This is a genomic window from Mycobacterium sp. IS-1742 (assembly GCF_001500125.1).
In the GTDB taxonomy this organism is placed as follows: Bacteria; Actinomycetota; Actinomycetes; order Mycobacteriales; family Mycobacteriaceae; genus Mycobacterium.
Genome location: NZ_LQIV01000012.1, coordinates 229,629 through 246,063, shown reverse-complemented (window position 1 = coordinate 246,063; position 16,435 = coordinate 229,629). Strand labels below are relative to the sequence as shown.

16 protein-coding genes are annotated in these 16,435 nt (G+C 69.6%); 12 read left to right on the top strand and 4 right to left on the bottom strand.

What is annotated here, in order from left to right:
• Positions 1-148: 148 nt before the first annotated feature.
• Positions 149-274: a hypothetical protein gene (locus AU196_RS26275; RefSeq protein WP_286141109.1), complete on the top strand. Its 126-nt coding sequence runs from the start codon at positions 149-151 to the stop codon at positions 272-274.
• A 1-nt stretch (position 275) separates the two neighbouring features.
• Here the strand turns inward: AU196_RS26275 and AU196_RS09690 are convergent, their stop codons facing one another.
• From AU196_RS09690 to AU196_RS09680, 3 genes are read right to left on the bottom strand one after another with little or no spacing between them, the layout of a single operon-like run.
• Positions 276-1,349: a quinone-dependent dihydroorotate dehydrogenase gene (locus tag AU196_RS09690; protein WP_059094880.1), complete on the bottom strand. Its 1,074-nt coding sequence runs from the start codon at positions 1,347-1,349 to the stop codon at positions 276-278.
• Entirely contained in the window at positions 1,346-1,597 is a 252-nt protein-coding gene (locus tag AU196_RS09685; RefSeq protein ID WP_059094879.1) for a DUF5703 family protein, read from the bottom strand. The genes AU196_RS09690 and AU196_RS09685 overlap by 4 nt, the downstream gene beginning before the upstream one ends.
• A gap of 22 nt (positions 1,598-1,619) precedes the next feature.
• On the bottom strand, positions 1,620-2,651 hold the full coding sequence (locus AU196_RS09680; protein ID WP_059094878.1) for a YncE family protein: 1,032 nt from the start codon (positions 2,649-2,651) through the stop codon (positions 1,620-1,622).
• A gap of 133 nt (positions 2,652-2,784) precedes the next feature.
• Here AU196_RS09680 and AU196_RS09675 point away from each other — a divergent pair, with 133 nt between their 5' ends.
• The 9 genes from AU196_RS09675 to AU196_RS09635 all read left to right on the top strand — a co-directional run bounded on the left by AU196_RS09675 (position 2,785) and on the right by AU196_RS09635 (position 10,601).
• On the top strand, positions 2,785-3,096 hold the full coding sequence (locus tag AU196_RS09675; RefSeq protein WP_059094877.1) for a hypothetical protein: 312 nt from the start codon (positions 2,785-2,787) through the stop codon (positions 3,094-3,096).
• A gap of 45 nt (positions 3,097-3,141) precedes the next feature.
• Positions 3,142-3,972: an undecaprenyl-diphosphate phosphatase gene (locus AU196_RS09670; RefSeq protein ID WP_059094968.1), complete on the top strand. Its 831-nt coding sequence runs from the start codon at positions 3,142-3,144 to the stop codon at positions 3,970-3,972.
• 60 nt (positions 3,973-4,032) lie between these two features.
• Entirely contained in the window at positions 4,033-4,749 is a 717-nt protein-coding gene (locus tag AU196_RS09665) for a histidine phosphatase family protein (protein ID WP_059094876.1), read from the top strand.
• Positions 4,750-4,777: 28 nt separating this feature from the next.
• The gene (locus tag AU196_RS09660; RefSeq protein ID WP_059094875.1) at positions 4,778-5,365 is read left to right on the top strand and encodes a DUF3090 domain-containing protein; all 588 of its coding nucleotides are present in this window, start codon (positions 4,778-4,780) and stop codon (positions 5,363-5,365) included.
• Positions 5,349-6,185 (top strand): SCO1664 family protein, encoded by an 837-nt coding sequence (locus AU196_RS09655; RefSeq protein ID WP_353647241.1) that lies wholly within the window; start codon positions 5,349-5,351, stop codon positions 6,183-6,185. The genes AU196_RS09660 and AU196_RS09655 overlap by 17 nt, the downstream gene beginning before the upstream one ends.
• On the top strand, positions 6,185-6,943 hold the full coding sequence (locus AU196_RS09650) for a 3'(2'),5'-bisphosphate nucleotidase CysQ (RefSeq protein WP_059094874.1): 759 nt from the start codon (positions 6,185-6,187) through the stop codon (positions 6,941-6,943). Before AU196_RS09655 ends, AU196_RS09650 begins: the two co-directional genes overlap by 1 nt.
• 91 nt (positions 6,944-7,034) lie before the next feature.
• Positions 7,035-8,282 carry a cysteine--1-D-myo-inosityl 2-amino-2-deoxy-alpha-D-glucopyranoside ligase gene (mshC, locus tag AU196_RS09645; RefSeq protein ID WP_059094873.1) on the top strand — a complete coding sequence of 416 codons (1,248 nt, stop codon included), beginning with the start codon at positions 7,035-7,037 and terminating at the stop codon, positions 8,280-8,282.
• Positions 8,283-8,292: 10 nt separating this feature from the next.
• Positions 8,293-9,168, top strand: coding sequence for an SDR family oxidoreductase (locus AU196_RS09640; RefSeq protein ID WP_059094966.1), 876 nt, complete (start codon positions 8,293-8,295; stop codon positions 9,166-9,168).
• Entirely contained in the window at positions 9,165-10,601 is a 1,437-nt protein-coding gene (locus AU196_RS09635) for a DUF1254 domain-containing protein (protein WP_059094872.1), read from the top strand. The genes AU196_RS09640 and AU196_RS09635 overlap by 4 nt, the downstream gene beginning before the upstream one ends.
• A gap of 23 nt (positions 10,602-10,624) precedes the next feature.
• Here AU196_RS09635 and AU196_RS09630 read toward each other — a convergent pair whose 3' ends face one another.
• The gene (locus tag AU196_RS09630; RefSeq protein WP_059094871.1) at positions 10,625-11,515 is read right to left on the bottom strand and encodes a PAC2 family protein; all 891 of its coding nucleotides are present in this window, start codon (positions 11,513-11,515) and stop codon (positions 10,625-10,627) included.
• 497 nt (positions 11,516-12,012) lie between these two features.
• On the opposite strand from AU196_RS09630, the gene metH reads away from it, so the two are divergent.
• Positions 12,013-15,672, top strand: coding sequence for a methionine synthase (metH, locus tag AU196_RS09625; RefSeq protein ID WP_231737502.1), 3,660 nt, complete (start codon positions 12,013-12,015; stop codon positions 15,670-15,672).
• Positions 15,673-15,739: 67 nt separating this feature from the next.
• The gene (locus AU196_RS09620; RefSeq protein WP_059094869.1) at positions 15,740-16,426 is read left to right on the top strand and encodes an HAD family hydrolase; all 687 of its coding nucleotides are present in this window, start codon (positions 15,740-15,742) and stop codon (positions 16,424-16,426) included.
• Positions 16,427-16,435 lie beyond the last annotated feature (9 nt).

Sequence of the window (16,435 nt, the reverse complement as noted above, 5' to 3'; positions counted from 1 at the left end):
ACGCAGATTCGCGTTGGGCCGCCGCGAATCACGCGATTCTGTGTCTGCTCGCGCGTGGGCGCACCCCTGCCATCAGCGGAACTGGCTTTATCCGGTGAATGACGTATGGTCGCGATCGAGTGGTTGTCACTTCGATCAAGGAGCGTCAATGGCTGACAAGAAACCGGGCAGAAACCTGAAAAAGCCTGCGGCACGGTCTCTCAAGGAGCGGCGCGCCGACAAGCGCGACCGCGCCGTGGAGGCAGGCGAAACGGTGCGCAAGCGCAAGCGCTGAACTACCGCGAACGCATCGCCGAACCCACCGCATCCGACAGCGACGCGAAGCCCTCCGCGTGCAGCCGAGCCGCCAGCCCGTCGTGAATGTGCTTGGCCCACAACCCGCCTCCGTAGACGAAGCCGGTGTAGCCCTGCAGCAGTGAGGCGCCCGAGACGATGCGCTCCCAGGCGTCGTCGGCGGTCTCGATGCCGCCGACGCTGACGAGCACCAACCGGTCACCGGCCCGGCGGTAGAGCCGGCGCAGCACCTCGAGCGAGCGCGCGGCCACCGGTGCGCCGGACACCCCGCCCGGTCCGAGCTCCTCGACGCCGGGGGTCTCGAGTCCCGCCCGCGAGACCGTGGTGTTCGTGGCCACGATACCGGCCAGGCCCAATCCGACTGCCAGGTCGGCGATCTCGTCGACGTCGGCGTCGGACAGGTCGGGAGCGATCTTCACCAGCACCGGCGTCGAGGTCTGGGCGCGCACCGCGGCCAGGATCGGTCGTAACGCCTCGACCGCCTGCAGGTCACGCAGTCCCGGCGTGTTCGGCGAACTGACATTGACCACCAGGAACGAGGCGAGCGGCCCGAGCTGGCGTGCGCTCTCGGCGTAGTCGTCGACGGCGAGCTCCGGGGGCGTGGTCTTGGTCTTGCCGATGTTCACGCCGACGGGTGCGTCGGAGACGTGGCGGGTGAGCCGCTGCGCGAGCCGGGCCGCGCCGTCGTTGTTGAACCCCATGCGGTTGAGCAGCGCCCGGTCCTCGGGCAGGCGGAACAACCGGGGTTCGGGGTTCCCCGGTTGCGGCTGGGCGGTGACGGTGCCCACCTCGGCGTATCCGAATCCCAGCGCCGGCCAGGTGTGCAGGCCGCGGCCGTCCTTGTCGAAGCCGGCCGCCAGCCCGAGCGGCCCCGGGAAGCGCACACCGAACACGGTGCTGGCCAGCACGGGATCGCGGGGTGCGAGCCGGGCCCGCAGCGCCCGGCGCAGCAGGCCCGGCGTGGTCAGGGTCCGGAGCAGTGCGAACACCCAGGTGTGGATGCGCTCGGGGTCGACCAGGAACAGCACCCGCCGCAGCGCGTGGTAGCCGGTCACTGCCCCGGCTGCTCCACCGTGCTCGCGGTCTTGCGGCGCCGCAGCAGCACCCGGCGACTCCCGTCGGTGTAGGCGCGCACCCGGGTCAGCTCCCAACCGCGGTACTCCGCCTCGATGGAGAGGCGGATCGACGCGCTGATCCTGGTGACGTCGGGGGGCAGCCGCAGCGGGACCCATTCCCACTCGTCGGACGCCTCGGCCACCACCTGGTCCCAGGCCGCGGGCATCCGGCCGCGTGCGGCCGTCATCGCGGCTCCGCCGCATCGGCCGTCATCGCGGCTCCGCCGCGCCGGTGATCACCTGCACACCCGCTCCCGTCCCTGACACCACATACAGCGTGCCAGACACATCGTCGTAGGCGAGGAGGTTCGGTTGCTGCACGGTTCGGTGACGCACCTTTTCGACGGGGATCCCGGTGGACAGATCGTAGCCAATCACGGTGTTCGACGCCGTCTGCGACACCCACGCCAGCCCGCTCGATCCGGCCAGGCCGTAGGGGGCGTCCGGCACCGGGTAGCGCTGCCGCATGATCAGCGGGTTCGTGCCGAACACCAGCAGTTCGTCGCCACGGGTGTCGGCGACCAGGACCCGGCCCTGCGGATCGGCGGCCATGGTGGTCGCGCCCTCGCCTGCGCGCAGCGCCTGGGCGGCCTTGGTGCCGCCGGCGTCGACCGTCGTCACCGAGGTCTGTCCACGATCCAGCACGACCGTCGTATTGCCCTGCGCGACAAGCGCATCCACGCGCGCAAAGATCCCCAGCCGGGCGCCGACGGTGGTGTCGGACTCGAGCGTCAGCACCGCACCGTCGGACGTGCCCAGCACCAGGCGCCCATCGGCGCGCCGCGCGACGGCGGTGAAGTCGGTGTCGGCCTCACCTTCCACCTCCACCTGCTCGACGCGTCCGGCGGCGATGTCCACCCGTGAGTAGCCGCCCCGGGCGGAGAGGTACACCGTGCCGTCGCCGGTTCCCGCCATCGCGGTCGCCGTCCCGGGAGTGAGCAGGGTGCGCGGCGGCGCCGGCGAGGTCAGCACCGTCAGCGTCGACTGACCCTCGGGCCCCTGTCCGAGCACCACCAGCGAGCGGGTGGCCGGATCGAAGAGCGCGGCCCGCGCGTCGCCGGCCAGCGGACGAACCGTGCCGTCCGGCGCGCCGGTGACCGGCGGTGACGACGCGGCCGATGCGGGCGTGATCGTCGGGGGAGGCGCGTCGACCGGATTCGACGAGCAGCCGGCCGCGGCGACGGCCAGGGCCGCGACGGCGGTGGCCAGTGAGCGGGGTCGGAGGTTTACGCGCAGCGACACGGGGTAGCTCTCGGTTTGTGCGAACGGAAATTCTCGGCATTCGAGGGTCGGTGCGTCAGTCTAGGCGTGATTGGACCGACCAATTTCGCGCATTCCCTAGACTGTCTTACATAACCGTGGCTATGGTCTGATCATGACGCTCGTCACAGAAAGGCACGCCCGCAGCGCCGGTTTGGAGTTCGAGGACATCTCCACCGGTGTCCACGCCAGCGGCTTCGGCCAGATCGGCGACGGCCGCAGCTTTTCGTTCCACGTCGAGCGCCAGCACCTCGTCGTCGAGGTGTACCGCCCGCGTCTGCGGGGTCCGGTTCCGACCGAGGACGACGTGGTCGCCGCGACCACCCGGACGCTTCACGACATCGATGTGACCGACGAGCGCAGCCTCGCCGCCGCGGTGCGCGACGCCGTGTGGACCGCCCAGCCGGTGGCTCGACCCGGTCGCTGACACTCCCGCCACGGTACGGTCGTCGTCGTGATCGACGCACCGGACATGTCGTGGTTGCAGGTCATCGTCCTCGCCGTCGTCCAAGGCCTCACCGAATTCCTGCCGGTCTCCTCCTCCGGACACCTCGCGATCGTGTCCCGGGTGTTCTTCGACGACGATGCGGGCGCGTCGTTCACCGCGGTCACGCAGTTGGGCACCGAGGTGGCGGTGCTGGTCTACTTCGCCCGCGACATCGCGCGCATCGTGCGCGCCTGGTTCGGCGGCCTGCGCCGTCCCGAGCGCCGAGACGCCGACTACCGGCTGGGCTGGTATGTGATCATCGGCACGATCCCGATCGCCGTGCTGGGACTGCTGCTCAAGGACGAGATCCGCACCGCCGCACGCAACCTGTGGGCCATCGCGATCGCGCTGATCGTGTTCTCCGCCGTGATCGCCGCCGCCGAGTACTACGGCAGGCAGGTCCGCCACGTCGAACAGCTGACCTGGCGCGACGGCGTCATCGTCGGCTTCGCCCAGTGCCTGGCGCTGCTGCCCGGGGTGTCCCGGTCGGGCGCGACGATCAGCGCGGGGCTCTTCCTCGGCCTCGACCGCGAGCTGGCCGCCCGGTTCGGGTTCCTGCTCGCCATCCCCGCGGTGTTCGCCTCGGGGCTGTTCTCGCTGCCCGACGCCTTCGCCCCGGTCGGCGAGGGGATGAGCGCCACCGGACCGCAGCTGTTGGTCGCCACGGTGATCGCGTTCGTCGTCGGGTTCGCCGCGGTCGCCTGGTTCCTGCGGTTCCTCGTGCGCCACGGCATGTACTGGTTCGTCGGCTACCGGGTGGTGTTGGGTGTGGTGGTGCTGATCCTGTTGTCCACCGGGGTGGTGGCCGCGACATGACCGACGAGCGCTCGCGCGAGGAGCCGACATGACCGACGAGCGCTTGCGCGAGGAGCCGACATGACCGTGATCCTGCTGCGGCACGGCCGTTCGACCTCCAACACCGCGCACACGCTGGCCGGCCGCAGCGAGGGCGTCGACCTCGACGAACGCGGTGCCGAACAGGCCAGGGACGTGGTCGGCCGCATCGGTGAGCTGCCAGTGCGCGCGATCGTGCGCTCACCGCTGCTGCGTTGCCGGCGCACAGTCGAACCGCTGGCCGCGGCCCTCGGCCTCGAACCCGTCGTCGACGAGCGGCTCTCCGAGGTCGACTACGGCGCGTGGACCGGCCGCAAGATCGGCGACCTCGTCAAGGAGCCGCTGTGGGCGGTGGTGCAGCAGCAGCCCAGCGCCGCGGTGTTCCCCGACGGCGAAGGCCTCGCCCAGGTGCAGGCCCGCGCTGTGGCGGCCGTCCGCGAACACGACCGGCGGTTGGCCGAGGAGCACGGCGGTGACACCCTGTGGGTGGCGTGCAGTCACGGCGACGTGATCAAGGCCGTGCTCGCCGACGCGCTCGGCACCCACCTGGACAGCTTCCAGCGCATCACCGCCGATCCGGCGTCGATGAGCGTGATCCGCTACACCACGCTGCGTCCGTTCGTCGTGCACATCAACCACACCGGTGCCGAACTGGCTGCCGGGCTCGTGGCCAAACCCGCACCCGCGACCGACGGCCAACCGGGCGGGTCGGACGAACTGCCTCCGGAGGACGCGGTCGTCGGCGGTTCCACCGGTTGACCCGCCACCCGGTATTTTGGAAGGTGCCATGGCCCGAGCAATTCACGTCTTCCGCACGCCCGACCGCTTCGTGGCCGGGACGGTCGGGCAGCCCGGCAACCGGACGTTCTATCTGCAGGCCGTGCACGACAAGCGCGTGGTCTCGGTCATCCTCGAGAAACAGCAGGTGGCCGTCCTCGCCGAGCGCATCGCGGCGCTGCTCCAGGAGATCAACCGGCGCTTCGGCACCCCTATCCCGCCCGATACCGGTGAAGTCGACGACCTGAGCCCGTTGGTGACACCCGTCGACGCCGAGTTCCGGGTGGGAACCATGGGCCTGGGGTGGGACTCCGAGGCGCAGACGATCGTGGTGGAGCTGCTCGCGGTGTCGGACACCGAATTCGATGCCTCGGTGGTGCTCGACGACGCCGAGGACGGCCCGGATGCGGTGCGGGTGTTCCTCACCCCCGAATCGGCCCGTCAGTTCGCCACCCGCTCCAACCGCGTCATCTCGGCAGGCCGCCCGCCCTGCCCGCTGTGCGACGAACCCCTCGACCCGGAGGGCCACATCTGCGTGCGCACCAACGGCTATCGGCGCGGCGCGCTGACCGAGACCGACGATGACGCCGACATCTGAGGGCTCCGCACACGACCGCGCCGACGACGGATGGGTGATGCGGACGGGCGACCTGACCGTCATCGGACGGATCCGCTCGGCGAGCAACGCCACGTTCCTGTGCGAGGCACACCTCGACGGCGCTCAGACCCACTGCGTCTACAAGCCGGTCGCCGGCGAGGCGCCCCTGTGGGACTTCCCGGACGGCACACTGGCCGGCCGGGAGTTCGCGGCCTACCTCGTGTCGGCGGCGACGGGCTGGGACATCGTGCCCGACACCGTCATTCGTGACGGGCCTGCCGGGTCGGGCATGGTGCAGCGGTGGGTCGACCAACTCGGCGACGAGGGTGACGAGAACCCGGGCCCGGACCTGGTGGACCTGCTGCCCGCGGGCCGCATCCCGCCGGGTTACCTCCCGATCCTGCAGGCCTACGACTACGCCGGCGACGAGGTCACGCTCGTGCACGCCGACGACGTCCGGTTGCGCCGGATGGCGGTGTTCGACGTGCTGATCAACAACGCCGACCGCAAGGGCGGCCACATCCTCGCCGGCGTGGACGGCCGCGTGTACGGCGTCGACCACGGCGTGAGCCTGCACGCCGAGGACAAGCTGCGCACCGTTCTGTGGGGCTGGGCGGGCAAACCCGTCGACGACGAGACCCTCGAAACCGTGGCGCGCCTCGGCGACGACCTACGCGGCGGGGAACTGCGCGACCGGCTGCGGCCCCACATCACCGCCCGCGAAGTGACCGCGCTGCGCGTGAGAACCCTTGAGCTGCTGGATAATCCGGTGATGCCGACCCCGGACCGTCGCCGTCCGATCCCGTGGCCGGCCTTTTGATGCAGACCGACGCCGAACTGGCCGCCGCGGTGGCCGCAGAAGCCGGTGAGATGCTCGTCGCGCTCCGCGAGGAGTACGACTGGTACCACCCCTACGACCTCGGCGACGCCGGAGACAACCGCGCGAACGTGCTGATCCTCGACCGGCTCAAGGAACACCGGCCCGACGATGCCGTGCTCAGCGAGGAGTCGGTCGACGACCTGACCCGGGTCGACGCCGACCGGGTGTGGATCGTCGACCCCGTGGACGGCACCCGTGAGTACTCGCTGCCGCCGCGATCGGACTGGGCGGTGCACATCGCGCTGTGGCAGCGCGACGGGACACCCCCGGGCGGGCTCACGGACGCCGCCGTCGCGCTGCCCGCCCGTGGCGAGGTCTACCGCACCGACACCGTGACGGTGCCCGCCCCGCGGCGCGACGGACCCATCCGCATCACCGCCAGCGCCACCCGGCCGCCCGCGGTGCTGTGGTGGATCCGCGACCGCCTGGACATCGAGATGGTGCGTATCGGCTCCGCGGGCGCGAAGGCGATGGCCGTCGTCCGCGGTGACGTCGACGCCTATATCCACGCCGGTGGTCAGTGGGAGTGGGATTCGGCGGCCCCGGCAGCGGTGGTGCGGGCCGCGGGTCTGCACGCCTCGCGGATCGACGGGTCCCCGCTCGTCTACAACCGTCGCGACCCTTACCTGCCGGATCTGCTGATGTGCCGCAGCGAACTGGCCGACGTGCTGCTGGCCGCGATCCACTCGGCGTACTGAGCGGGGAATGAAACCGGCGCTGCGGTTGTCGCACTGCGCGAGACTGCACCAGCGGGAGGCTGCCCTGATCGAACAACCTAGAGTCGACGTCATGCAATCGTGGTCCGCGCCGGAGGTACCGGCCGTGCCGGGCCGGGGCCCGCAGTTGCGGCTCTACGACAGTGCCGACCGTCAGGTCCGTCCCGTCTCGGCGGGGGAGACCGCCACCATGTACGTGTGCGGGATCACCCCGTACGACGCCACCCACCTCGGGCACGCCGCGACCTACCTGGCGTTCGACCTCGTGCACCGGCTGTGGCTGGATGCCGGCCACCGCGTGCACTACGTGCAGAACGTCACCGACGTCGACGATCCGCTGTTCGAGCGTGCCGACCGCGACGGGATCGACTGGCGCGATCTCGGTGCGCGCGAGACCGAGCTCTTCCGCGAGGACATGGCGGCGCTGCGCGTGCTGCCGCCCCAGGACTATGTGGCGGCCACTGACGCGATCGCCGAGGTCATCGAGCTGGTGGAGAAGATGCTGGCCTCCGGCGCGGCCTACGTGGTCGAGGACGCCGAGTTCCCGGACGTGTACTTCCGGGCCGACGCGACCGTCCAGTTCGGCTACGAGTCGAACTACGACCACGACACGATGCTGCGGTTGTTCGCCGAACGCGGTGGCGACCCGGAGCGGCCGGGCAAGGCCGACGCACTCGACGCGCTGCTGTGGCGGGCGCACCGGCCGGGCGAGCCGAGCTGGCCGTCCCCGTTCGGCCCGGGCCGGCCGGGCTGGCATGTGGAGTGCGCGGCGATCGCGCTGAGCCGCATCGGGACCGGTCTGGACATCCAGGGCGGCGGAAGCGACCTGATCTTCCCGCACCACGAGTTCTCCGCGGCCCACGCCGAGTCGGTGACGGGGGAGCGGCGCTTCGCCCGGCACTACGTGCACGCGGGGATGATCGGCTGGGACGGGCACAAGATGAGCAAGAGCCGGGGCAACCTGGTGCTGGTGTCGAGGCTGCGCGCCGACGGCGTCGACCCGTCGGCGATCCGGCTCGGGCTGCTGGCCGGCCACTACCGGGCCGACCGGTTCTGGAGCGACGACCTGCTGGCCGAGGCGCAGGCCCGGCTGCAGCGATGGCGGCGGGCCACGGCGCTGCCCGCGGGTCCCGACGCGACCGACGTGCTCGCCCGCGTCCGCACCTACCTCGCCGACGATTTGGACACCCCGAAGGCGCTCGTCGCGCTGGACGCGTGGTGTACCGAGGCGCTCGACGACGGCGGCAGCGACACCGAGGCACCCAAAACCGTTGCCGCGGCCATCGACGCGTTGCTGGGAGTTGCGCTCGCCGTGGAGTAGCTTGCGACGCATGACTTCGGTACACGGCAAGGTCGTGCTGATCACCGGTGGGGCCCGAGGGGTCGGCGAAGAGCTGGCCCGCAGGCTGCACGCCAAGGGCGCCAAGCTGGTCCTCACCGACCTCGACGAGGGACCGCTGTCGGCACTGGCCGCCGACCTCGGCGAGGACCGGGTGCTCACGATGGTCGCCGACGTGTGCGACCTCGGGACCATGCAGTCCACCGTCGACCAGGCGGTGACCCGGTTCGGCGGGATCGACATCGTCATCGCGAACGCGGGCATCGCCAGCTACGGGTCGGTGCTGGTGGTCGATCCCGACGCCTTCCGCCGGGTGCTCGACGTCAACGTGGTCGGCGTGTTCAACACCGTGCGCGCCGCGCTGCCGTCGGTGATCGACCGCAAGGGCTACGTGCTGGTGGTGTCGTCGCTGGCGGCGTTCGCCGCCGCACCGGGGATGGCGCCCTACGACGCGTCGAAGGCCGGCGTGGAGCACTTCGCCAACGCGCTCCGACTCGAGGTCGCCCACCACGGCGTGACGGTCGGCTGCGCGCACATGTCGTGGATCGACACCCCGCTGGTGCAGGACACCAAGGCCGATCTGCCGAGCTTCAAGACGATGCTCGATTCGCTGCCCGGGCCGCTGAGCCGGACCACCTCGGTGGAGAAGTGTGGCGAGGTGTTCGTCAAGGGCATCGAACGCCGCAGGGAGCGCATCTACTGCCCGGGCTGGGTGGGCCTGATCCGCTGGGTCAAACCGCTGCTGACCACGCGCATCGGTCAGGCGTCGGTGCTCAAGACCGCGCCGAAGGTGTTGCCGCAGATGGACGCCGAGGTCACCGCGCTCAAGCGCTCGCTCGGCGCCCGCACCCACGGGCTGAAGAAGTGATCCGCCGGTTGATCGCGCTCGCGGCGGTCGCGGCGCTGGCGGGGTGCGCCCAGGGCGGTGACAACGAGGAGGCGGCCCCCGCCCCGGCCACCACGCCGCCGGCGGCGGTCAGCCCGGACGAAGCCCGCGCGATCGCCAAGGAGGCCTACATCTACGGCTTCCCGATCGTCGACAACTACCGGGTGCAGTACGCCTACTACGTCAACAGGGACAATCCGGAATACAAGGGCGGGTGGAATCAGATCCACAGCACCGCAAGGGTTTACACCCCGGAAGACAAGACGGTGCAGACGCCCAACTCGGATACGCCCTACTCGATGCTCGGCGCGGATCTGCGGGCCGAACCGCTGGTGCTGACCGTTCCGCCGATCGAGCAGGACCGCTACTACTCGCTGCAGTTCATCAACGGCTACACCAACAACGTCGCCTACGTCGGCAGCCGGACCACCGGCAACGGGGGCGGCAAGTACCTGTTCGCCGGACCCGGCTGGCAGGGTGGCACCCCCGACGGTATCGACGAGGTGATCCGCTCCGACACCGACCTGGCCGGCGTGATCTACCGCACCCAGTTGTTCGGGCCGTCGGACATCGAGAGCGTCAAGAAGATCCAGGCCGGCTATCAGGTGGCGCCGTTGTCGGTGTACCTCAACGCACCACCGCCTCCCGGGGCGCCGCCCATCGACTTCGTCCCGCCGCTGACGCCCGAGCAGCAGCGCACGTCGCCGCAGTTCTTCGAGATCCTCAACTTCGCGCTCCGCACCGCACCGGTGCTGCCGAACGAGCGGGAGATGCGGAACCGATTCGCGCGCATCGGGATCGGACCCGACGGCGACTTCGACGCCGATGCGCTGGCCCCGGAGATGCGCTCGGCGGTCGAGGACGGGATGGCCGACGCCTGGGCGGAGTTCGACGCCTTCAAGAAGAACGAGGTCGACACGGGCAAGGTCGGGTCGGCCCAGTTCTTCGGGACCGCCGAGGACCTCAAAGGCAACTATCTGTACCGGATGGCCGGCGCGGTGCTCGGGATCTACGGCAACACCGCCGCCGAAGCGCTCTATCCCGGTCTGCTCAACGACTCCGAGGGCCAACCGCTGACCGGGGCCAACAACTACACCGTGCGCTTCGCGCCGGGCCAGCTGCCGCCGGTGAACGCGTTCTGGTCACTGACGATGTACGAGATGCCGGCCAGCCTGCTGGTGGCCAACCCGATGCAGCGCTACCTCATCAACTCGCCGATGCTGCCCAGCCTCGTGCCTGATCCCGACGGCGGCTACACGTTCTACGTCCAGAACGCCTCGCCCGGCATCGAGAAGGAGTCGAACTGGCTGCCCGCGCCGAAGGGCCCGTTCCAGATGGTGCTGCGGCTGTACTGGCCGAAGCCCGATGCGCTCAACGGCACGTGGAAACCGCCGCAGGCGGTGAAGGTCGCCTGAGAAACCGCCGCAGGCGGTGAAGGTCAGCTCCTGAAGCCAGGCCCGCGCCTGCGCAGGTACCGCTCGAATTCGGCGGCCAGCGCGTCGCCGTCGATCTTGCCGAGCACCTCGGTCATGTCGACCTCCGCGTCGCCGCGCTGTTCGAGGGAAGCAACGTATTCGGCGATCTCGTCGTCCTCGGCGGTCATCTCGGTGACCGCCTCCTCCCACTCCTCGGCCTGCGTCGGCAGGTCCGCCAGCGGGACCTCGATGTCGAGCACATCCTCGACGCGGCGCAGCAGCGCGACGGTGGCCTTCGGATTCGGCGGCTGCGACACGTAGTGCGGAACGGCCGCCCAGAACGTCACCGCCGGGATCCCGGCCTGCACGCAGGCGTCCTGGAACACCCCGGCGATACCGGTCGGCCCCTCGTAGCGGGTCTCCTCCAGCCCGAAGAACTTCGCCGACTCGGGGGAGTACGCCGCCCCGGACACCGGCACCGGCCTGGTGTGCGGCGTGTCGGCGAGCAGTGCCCCCAGGATGACGACCGTCTGCACGTTGAGCTTGTCGGCGATGTTCAGCAACTCGGCGCAGAACGTGCGCCAGCGCATGTTGGGTTCCACCCCGTGCATGAGCACGATGTCGCGCTCGGCGCCGGGCGGGCGGCAGTGCGAGATCCGCATCGACGGCCACACCAGCTCGCGGGTCACCCCGTCGACCTGGCGGATCACCGGCCGGTTGACCTGGTAGTCGTAGTACGACTCGTCGTCGATCTCGGCGATCGGTTCGGCCTCCCAGATCGCGTCGAGGTGCTCGAGCGCGTCGCTGGCCGCGTCGCCGGCGTCGTTCCACCCCTCGAATGCGGCGACGACCACGGCATCGCGCAACGGCGGCAGGTCAGGTCCCTTCTCTGGGCCGAAGTCCGATGGGGTCACAACGCCAGCCTAAGGCCTGGCGGGCCCGCATGAGCCCCATCGACCCACGCAGCGGTTTGCAGTCACCGACTACCCTGGCGATGTGACCGCTGCTGACGAACGCGTCTGTGACACCGACCTGCTCGGCGCCTCGCCGAAGCGGGTCGTGGTCTCGACGAAATACGTTTGGCTGCACTCTGGTTGACCCTGGTGACGAGAACATTGCCGACATCGCCGACATTGCCGACCCGATCACGGAGCGTTCGCGCAACGGCGATGACCTGGGCGTCCGGACGTCGATCTGGTGACGACGTAGACTTTCCCCGTCGAGAGGCGTTGCAACGGTTCCCGGTCGCTGCCGGTAACCGCCACGCTCGGCGGAGTCAAGGACGCCTTCCGCTACGGAAGGGACGCACGTGAACTCCGCTGATCCGAACACCGTCGTGCCGGAAACCCCAGAGCCGAACATCCGCCCCGACTGCACCGACGACCTGAAGGCCGCGCTCGGCCGGCGGATCATGGTGATCGACGGCGCGATGGGCACGGCCATCCAGCGGGACCGGCCCGACGAGGCCGGCTACCGCGGTGACCGGTTCACCGAGTGGCCGACCGCGCTGCAGGGCAACAACGACCTGCTCAACCTCACGCAGCCGCAGATCATCGAGGCGATCCACCGCGAGTACCTCGAGGCGGGCGCCGACATCCTCGAGACCAACACGTTCAACGCGAACGCGATCTCGCTGTCCGACTACGACATGGCGGACCTGGCCTACGAGCTGAACTACGCCGGCGCCGCCCTGGCGCGCAAGGCCGCCGACGAATACAGCACCCCGGACAAGCCCCGCTACGTCGCCGGCGCCATCGGCCCGACGACCCGCACCGCGTCCATTTCGCCGGACGTCAACGACCCCGGGGCCCGCAACGTCTCCTACGACCAGCTGGTCGCCGCCTACCTCGAGGCCGCCAACGGCCTGGTCGACGGCGGTGCCGACCTGATCATCGTCGAGACGATCTTCGACTCGCTGAACGCCAAGGCGGCCGTGTTCGCTGTCGAGACGCTGTTCGAGGAGCGCGGACGCCGCTGGCCGGTGATCATCTCGGGCACCATCACCGACGCGTCGGGGCGGACGTTGTCCGGTCAGGTCACCGAGGCGTTCTGGAACGCCATCCGGCACGCGAAACCGATCGCGGTGGGCCTCAACTGCGCCCTGGGCGCGCCGGAGATGCGGCCCTACATCGCCGAGATGGCGCGGATCGCGGACACCTACGTCTCCTGCTACCCGAACGCCGGCCTGCCCAACGCCTTCGGCGAGTACGACGAGACCCCCGAGCGCCAGGCCCGCTACATCGCCGACTTCGCCGAGGCCGGGCTGGTCAACCTGGTCGGTGGATGCTGCGGTACGGCCCCGCCGCACATCGCCGAGATCGCCAAGGTCGTGGAGGGCAAGCCGCCGCGCCCGCTGCCGGAGATCCCGGTGGCCACCCGCCTGTCGGGCCTGGAGCCGCTCAACATCACCGACGACTCGCTGTTCGTGAACATCGGCGAGCGCACCAACATCACCGGCTCCGCCCGGTTCCGCAACCTGATCAAAGCCGAGGACTACGACACCGCGCTGTCGGTCGCGCTGCAGCAGGTCGAGGTCGGTGCGCAGGTCATCGACATCAACATGGACGAGGGCATGATCGACGGCGTCGCCGCGATGGACCGGTTCACCAAGCTCATCGCGGCCGAACCCGACATCAGCCGCGTCCCGGTGATGATCGACTCCTCCAAGTGGGAGGTCATCGAGGCGGGCCTGAAGAACGTGCAGGGCAAGCCGATCGTCAACTCGATCTCCATGAAGGAGGGCGAGGAGAAGTTCATCCGCGAGGCACGGCTGTGCCGCAAGTACGGCGCCGCCGTCGTCGTGATGGCCTTCGACGAGCAGGGACAGGCCGACAACCTGGAGCGCCGCAAAGAGATCTGCGGACGTGCCTACCGGATCCTGACCGAACAGGTCGGCTTCCCGCCCGAAGACATCATCTTCGACCCGAACTGCTTCGCGCTGGCGACCGGCATCGAGGAGCACGCGACCTACGGCATCGACTTCATCGAGGCCTGCGCCTGGATCAAGGAGAACCTGCCCGGGGTGCACATCTCCGGCGGTATCTCGAACGTGTCGTTCTCGTTCCGCGGCAACAACCCCGTCCGCGAGGCGATCCACTCGGTGTTCCTGTTCCACGCCATCAAGGCCGGCCTGGACATGGGCATCGTCAACGCCGGTGCGCTCGTGCCGTACGACTCGATCGACCCCGAGCTGCGGGACCGCATCGAGGACGTCGTGCTGAACCGTCGCGAGGATGCCGCCGAGAGGCTGCTGGAGATCGCGGAGCGGTTCAACAAGGCCGACAAGGCCGAGGACCCCCAGGCGGCCGAGTGGCGCAGCCTGCCGGTCCGCGAGCGGATCACCCACGCGCTGGTCAAGGGCATCGACGCCCACGTCGACGACGACACCGAGGAACTACGGGCCGAGATCGCCGCGGCCGGCGGCCGGCCGATCGAGGTGATCGAGGGCCCGCTGATGGACGGCATGAACGTCGTCGGGGACCTCTTCGGCGCGGGCAAGATGTTCCTGCCCCAGGTCGTGAAGTCGGCCCGGGTGATGAAGAAGGCCGTCGCCTACCTCCTGCCCTACATCGAGGCGGAGAAGGATCAGTCCGCCGCGGCCAGCAAGGACACCAACGGCACCATCGTGATGGCGACCGTCAAGGGCGACGTCCACGACATCGGCAAGAACATCGTCGGGGTCGTCCTGCAGTGCAACAACTACGAGGTGATCGACCTCGGGGTGATGGTGCCCGCGCAGAAGATCCTCGACGCGGCCAGGGAACACGACGCCGACATCATCGGGCTCTCCGGCCTGATCACCCCGTCCCTGGACGAGATGGTCAACTTCGCCGTCGAGATGGAGCGTGAGGGACTGGAGATCCCGCTGCTGATCGGCGGTGCGACCACCTCGCGCGCCCACACCGCCGTGAAGGTCGCGCCGCGCCGCACAGGTCCGGTGGTCTGGGTCAAGGACGCGTCCCGGTCCGTGCCGGTCGCCGCGGCGCTGCTCGACGACAAGCAGCGGCCTGCCCTGCTCGAGGCCACCGAGAAGGACTACGCATCCCTGCGGGAACGGCATGCCCAGAAGAACGAGCGGCCGATGCTGACGCTGGAGAAGGCCCGCGCGAACCGGACGCCGATCGAGTGGGACGGCTATACGCCGCCGGTACCCGCCGCGGGGACCGGGGTGTGGGAGTTCCTCAATTACGACCTCTCGGAGCTGCGCGAGTACATCGACTGGCAGCCGTTCTTCAACGCCTGGGAGATGAAGGGCCGCTTCCCCGACATCCTCAACAACCCGGCGACGGGCGAGGCCGCGCGCAAGCTCTACGACGACGCCCAGGAGATGCTCGACACCCTGATCAAGGAGAAGTGGCTGACCGCCAACGGGGTGATCGGCTTCTTCCCGGCCAACGCCGTCGGTGACGACATCGAGGTCTACACCGACGACAGCCGCAGCGAAGTGCTGACCACGCTGCACAACCTGCGCCAGCAGGGCGAGCACCGGGAAGGCATCCCGAACCGGTCGCTGGGCGACTACATCGCCCCCAGGGAAACGGGTCTGGCCGACTACGTCGGCGCGTTCGCCGTCACCGCCGGGCTCGGCGGCCAGGACAAGATCATGGAGTTCAAGGCAGCCCTGGACGACTACAGCGCGATCCTGTTGGAGTCGCTCGCCGACCGGCTCGCGGAGGCGTTCGCCGAGCGCATGCACCAACGGGTCCGCATGGAGTTCTGGGGATACCAGCCGGAGGAGCAGCTGGACAACGACGCACTGATCGGCGAGAAGTACGTCGGCATCCGCCCCGCCCCCGGCTACCCGGCCTGCCCGGAGCACACCGAGAAGACGACACTGTGGCAGCTGATGGACGTCCAGGAGCGGACCGGCATCGAGCTGACCGAGTCGATGGCGATGTGGCCCGGCGCCGCTGTCAGCGGCTTCTACTTCTCGCACCCGCAGTCGCAGTACTTCGTGGTCGGTCGGCTGGCCCAGGACCAGGTCGCCGACTACGCGCGGCGCAAGGGCTGGACCCTGGCCGAAGCCGAGCGCTGGCTGGCCCCGAATCTCGGCTACAACCCGGAGGACTGACCGCGAACGTGAAGATCTGCACGAGAAATCGGCGGTATGTCGACCACGAGCTCACGTTCGGCAGGCCATGAAAGCGGTTCTGTTCGACATGGACGGGACACTCGTCGACTCCGAAAAGCTCTGGGACGTCTCGCTCGCCGCGCTCTACGACCGGCTCGGCGGGGTGATCACCGACGAGCTGCGCACCGCGCTGGTCGGCAGCTCCGCGGAGAACACCATCAGGACGATCTTCGCCGACCTGGGTCTCGAACCGGACCCGGTGGCGATGGCCGAGGCCGACCGCTGGCTGCACGACCACACCGGTCAACTGTTCGCCACTCACGGCCTGCCGTGGTGTGAAGGGGCCCGCGAGCTGCTCGAAGCGCTTGCGCGCGAGGGCCTTCCGATGGCCCTGGTCACCAACACGCAGCGTGCGTTGACCGAACAGGCGCTCGACAGCATTGGCCGCCACTACTTCTCGGTGACGGTGTGCGGGGACGAGGTGCCCCACGGCAAGCCCGAGCCGGACCCGTATCGCCGGGCCGCCGAGTTGCTCGGCCTCGACCCGGCCGCATGCCTGGCGGTGGAGGATTCGGTGACCGGAACGCTGGCCGCGGAACTCGCCGGGTGCCCGGTTCTCGTGGTGCCCAACGATGTCGTCGTCCCCCCGAGTCCGCGCCGCAGGCACGTCGATTCACTGCGCGACGTCGCCGTCGACGACCTACGGGCCTTCCACGCCGAGATCGACGTCGCCTCCGGTCGACGCAGCGCCTGACCACGGCAT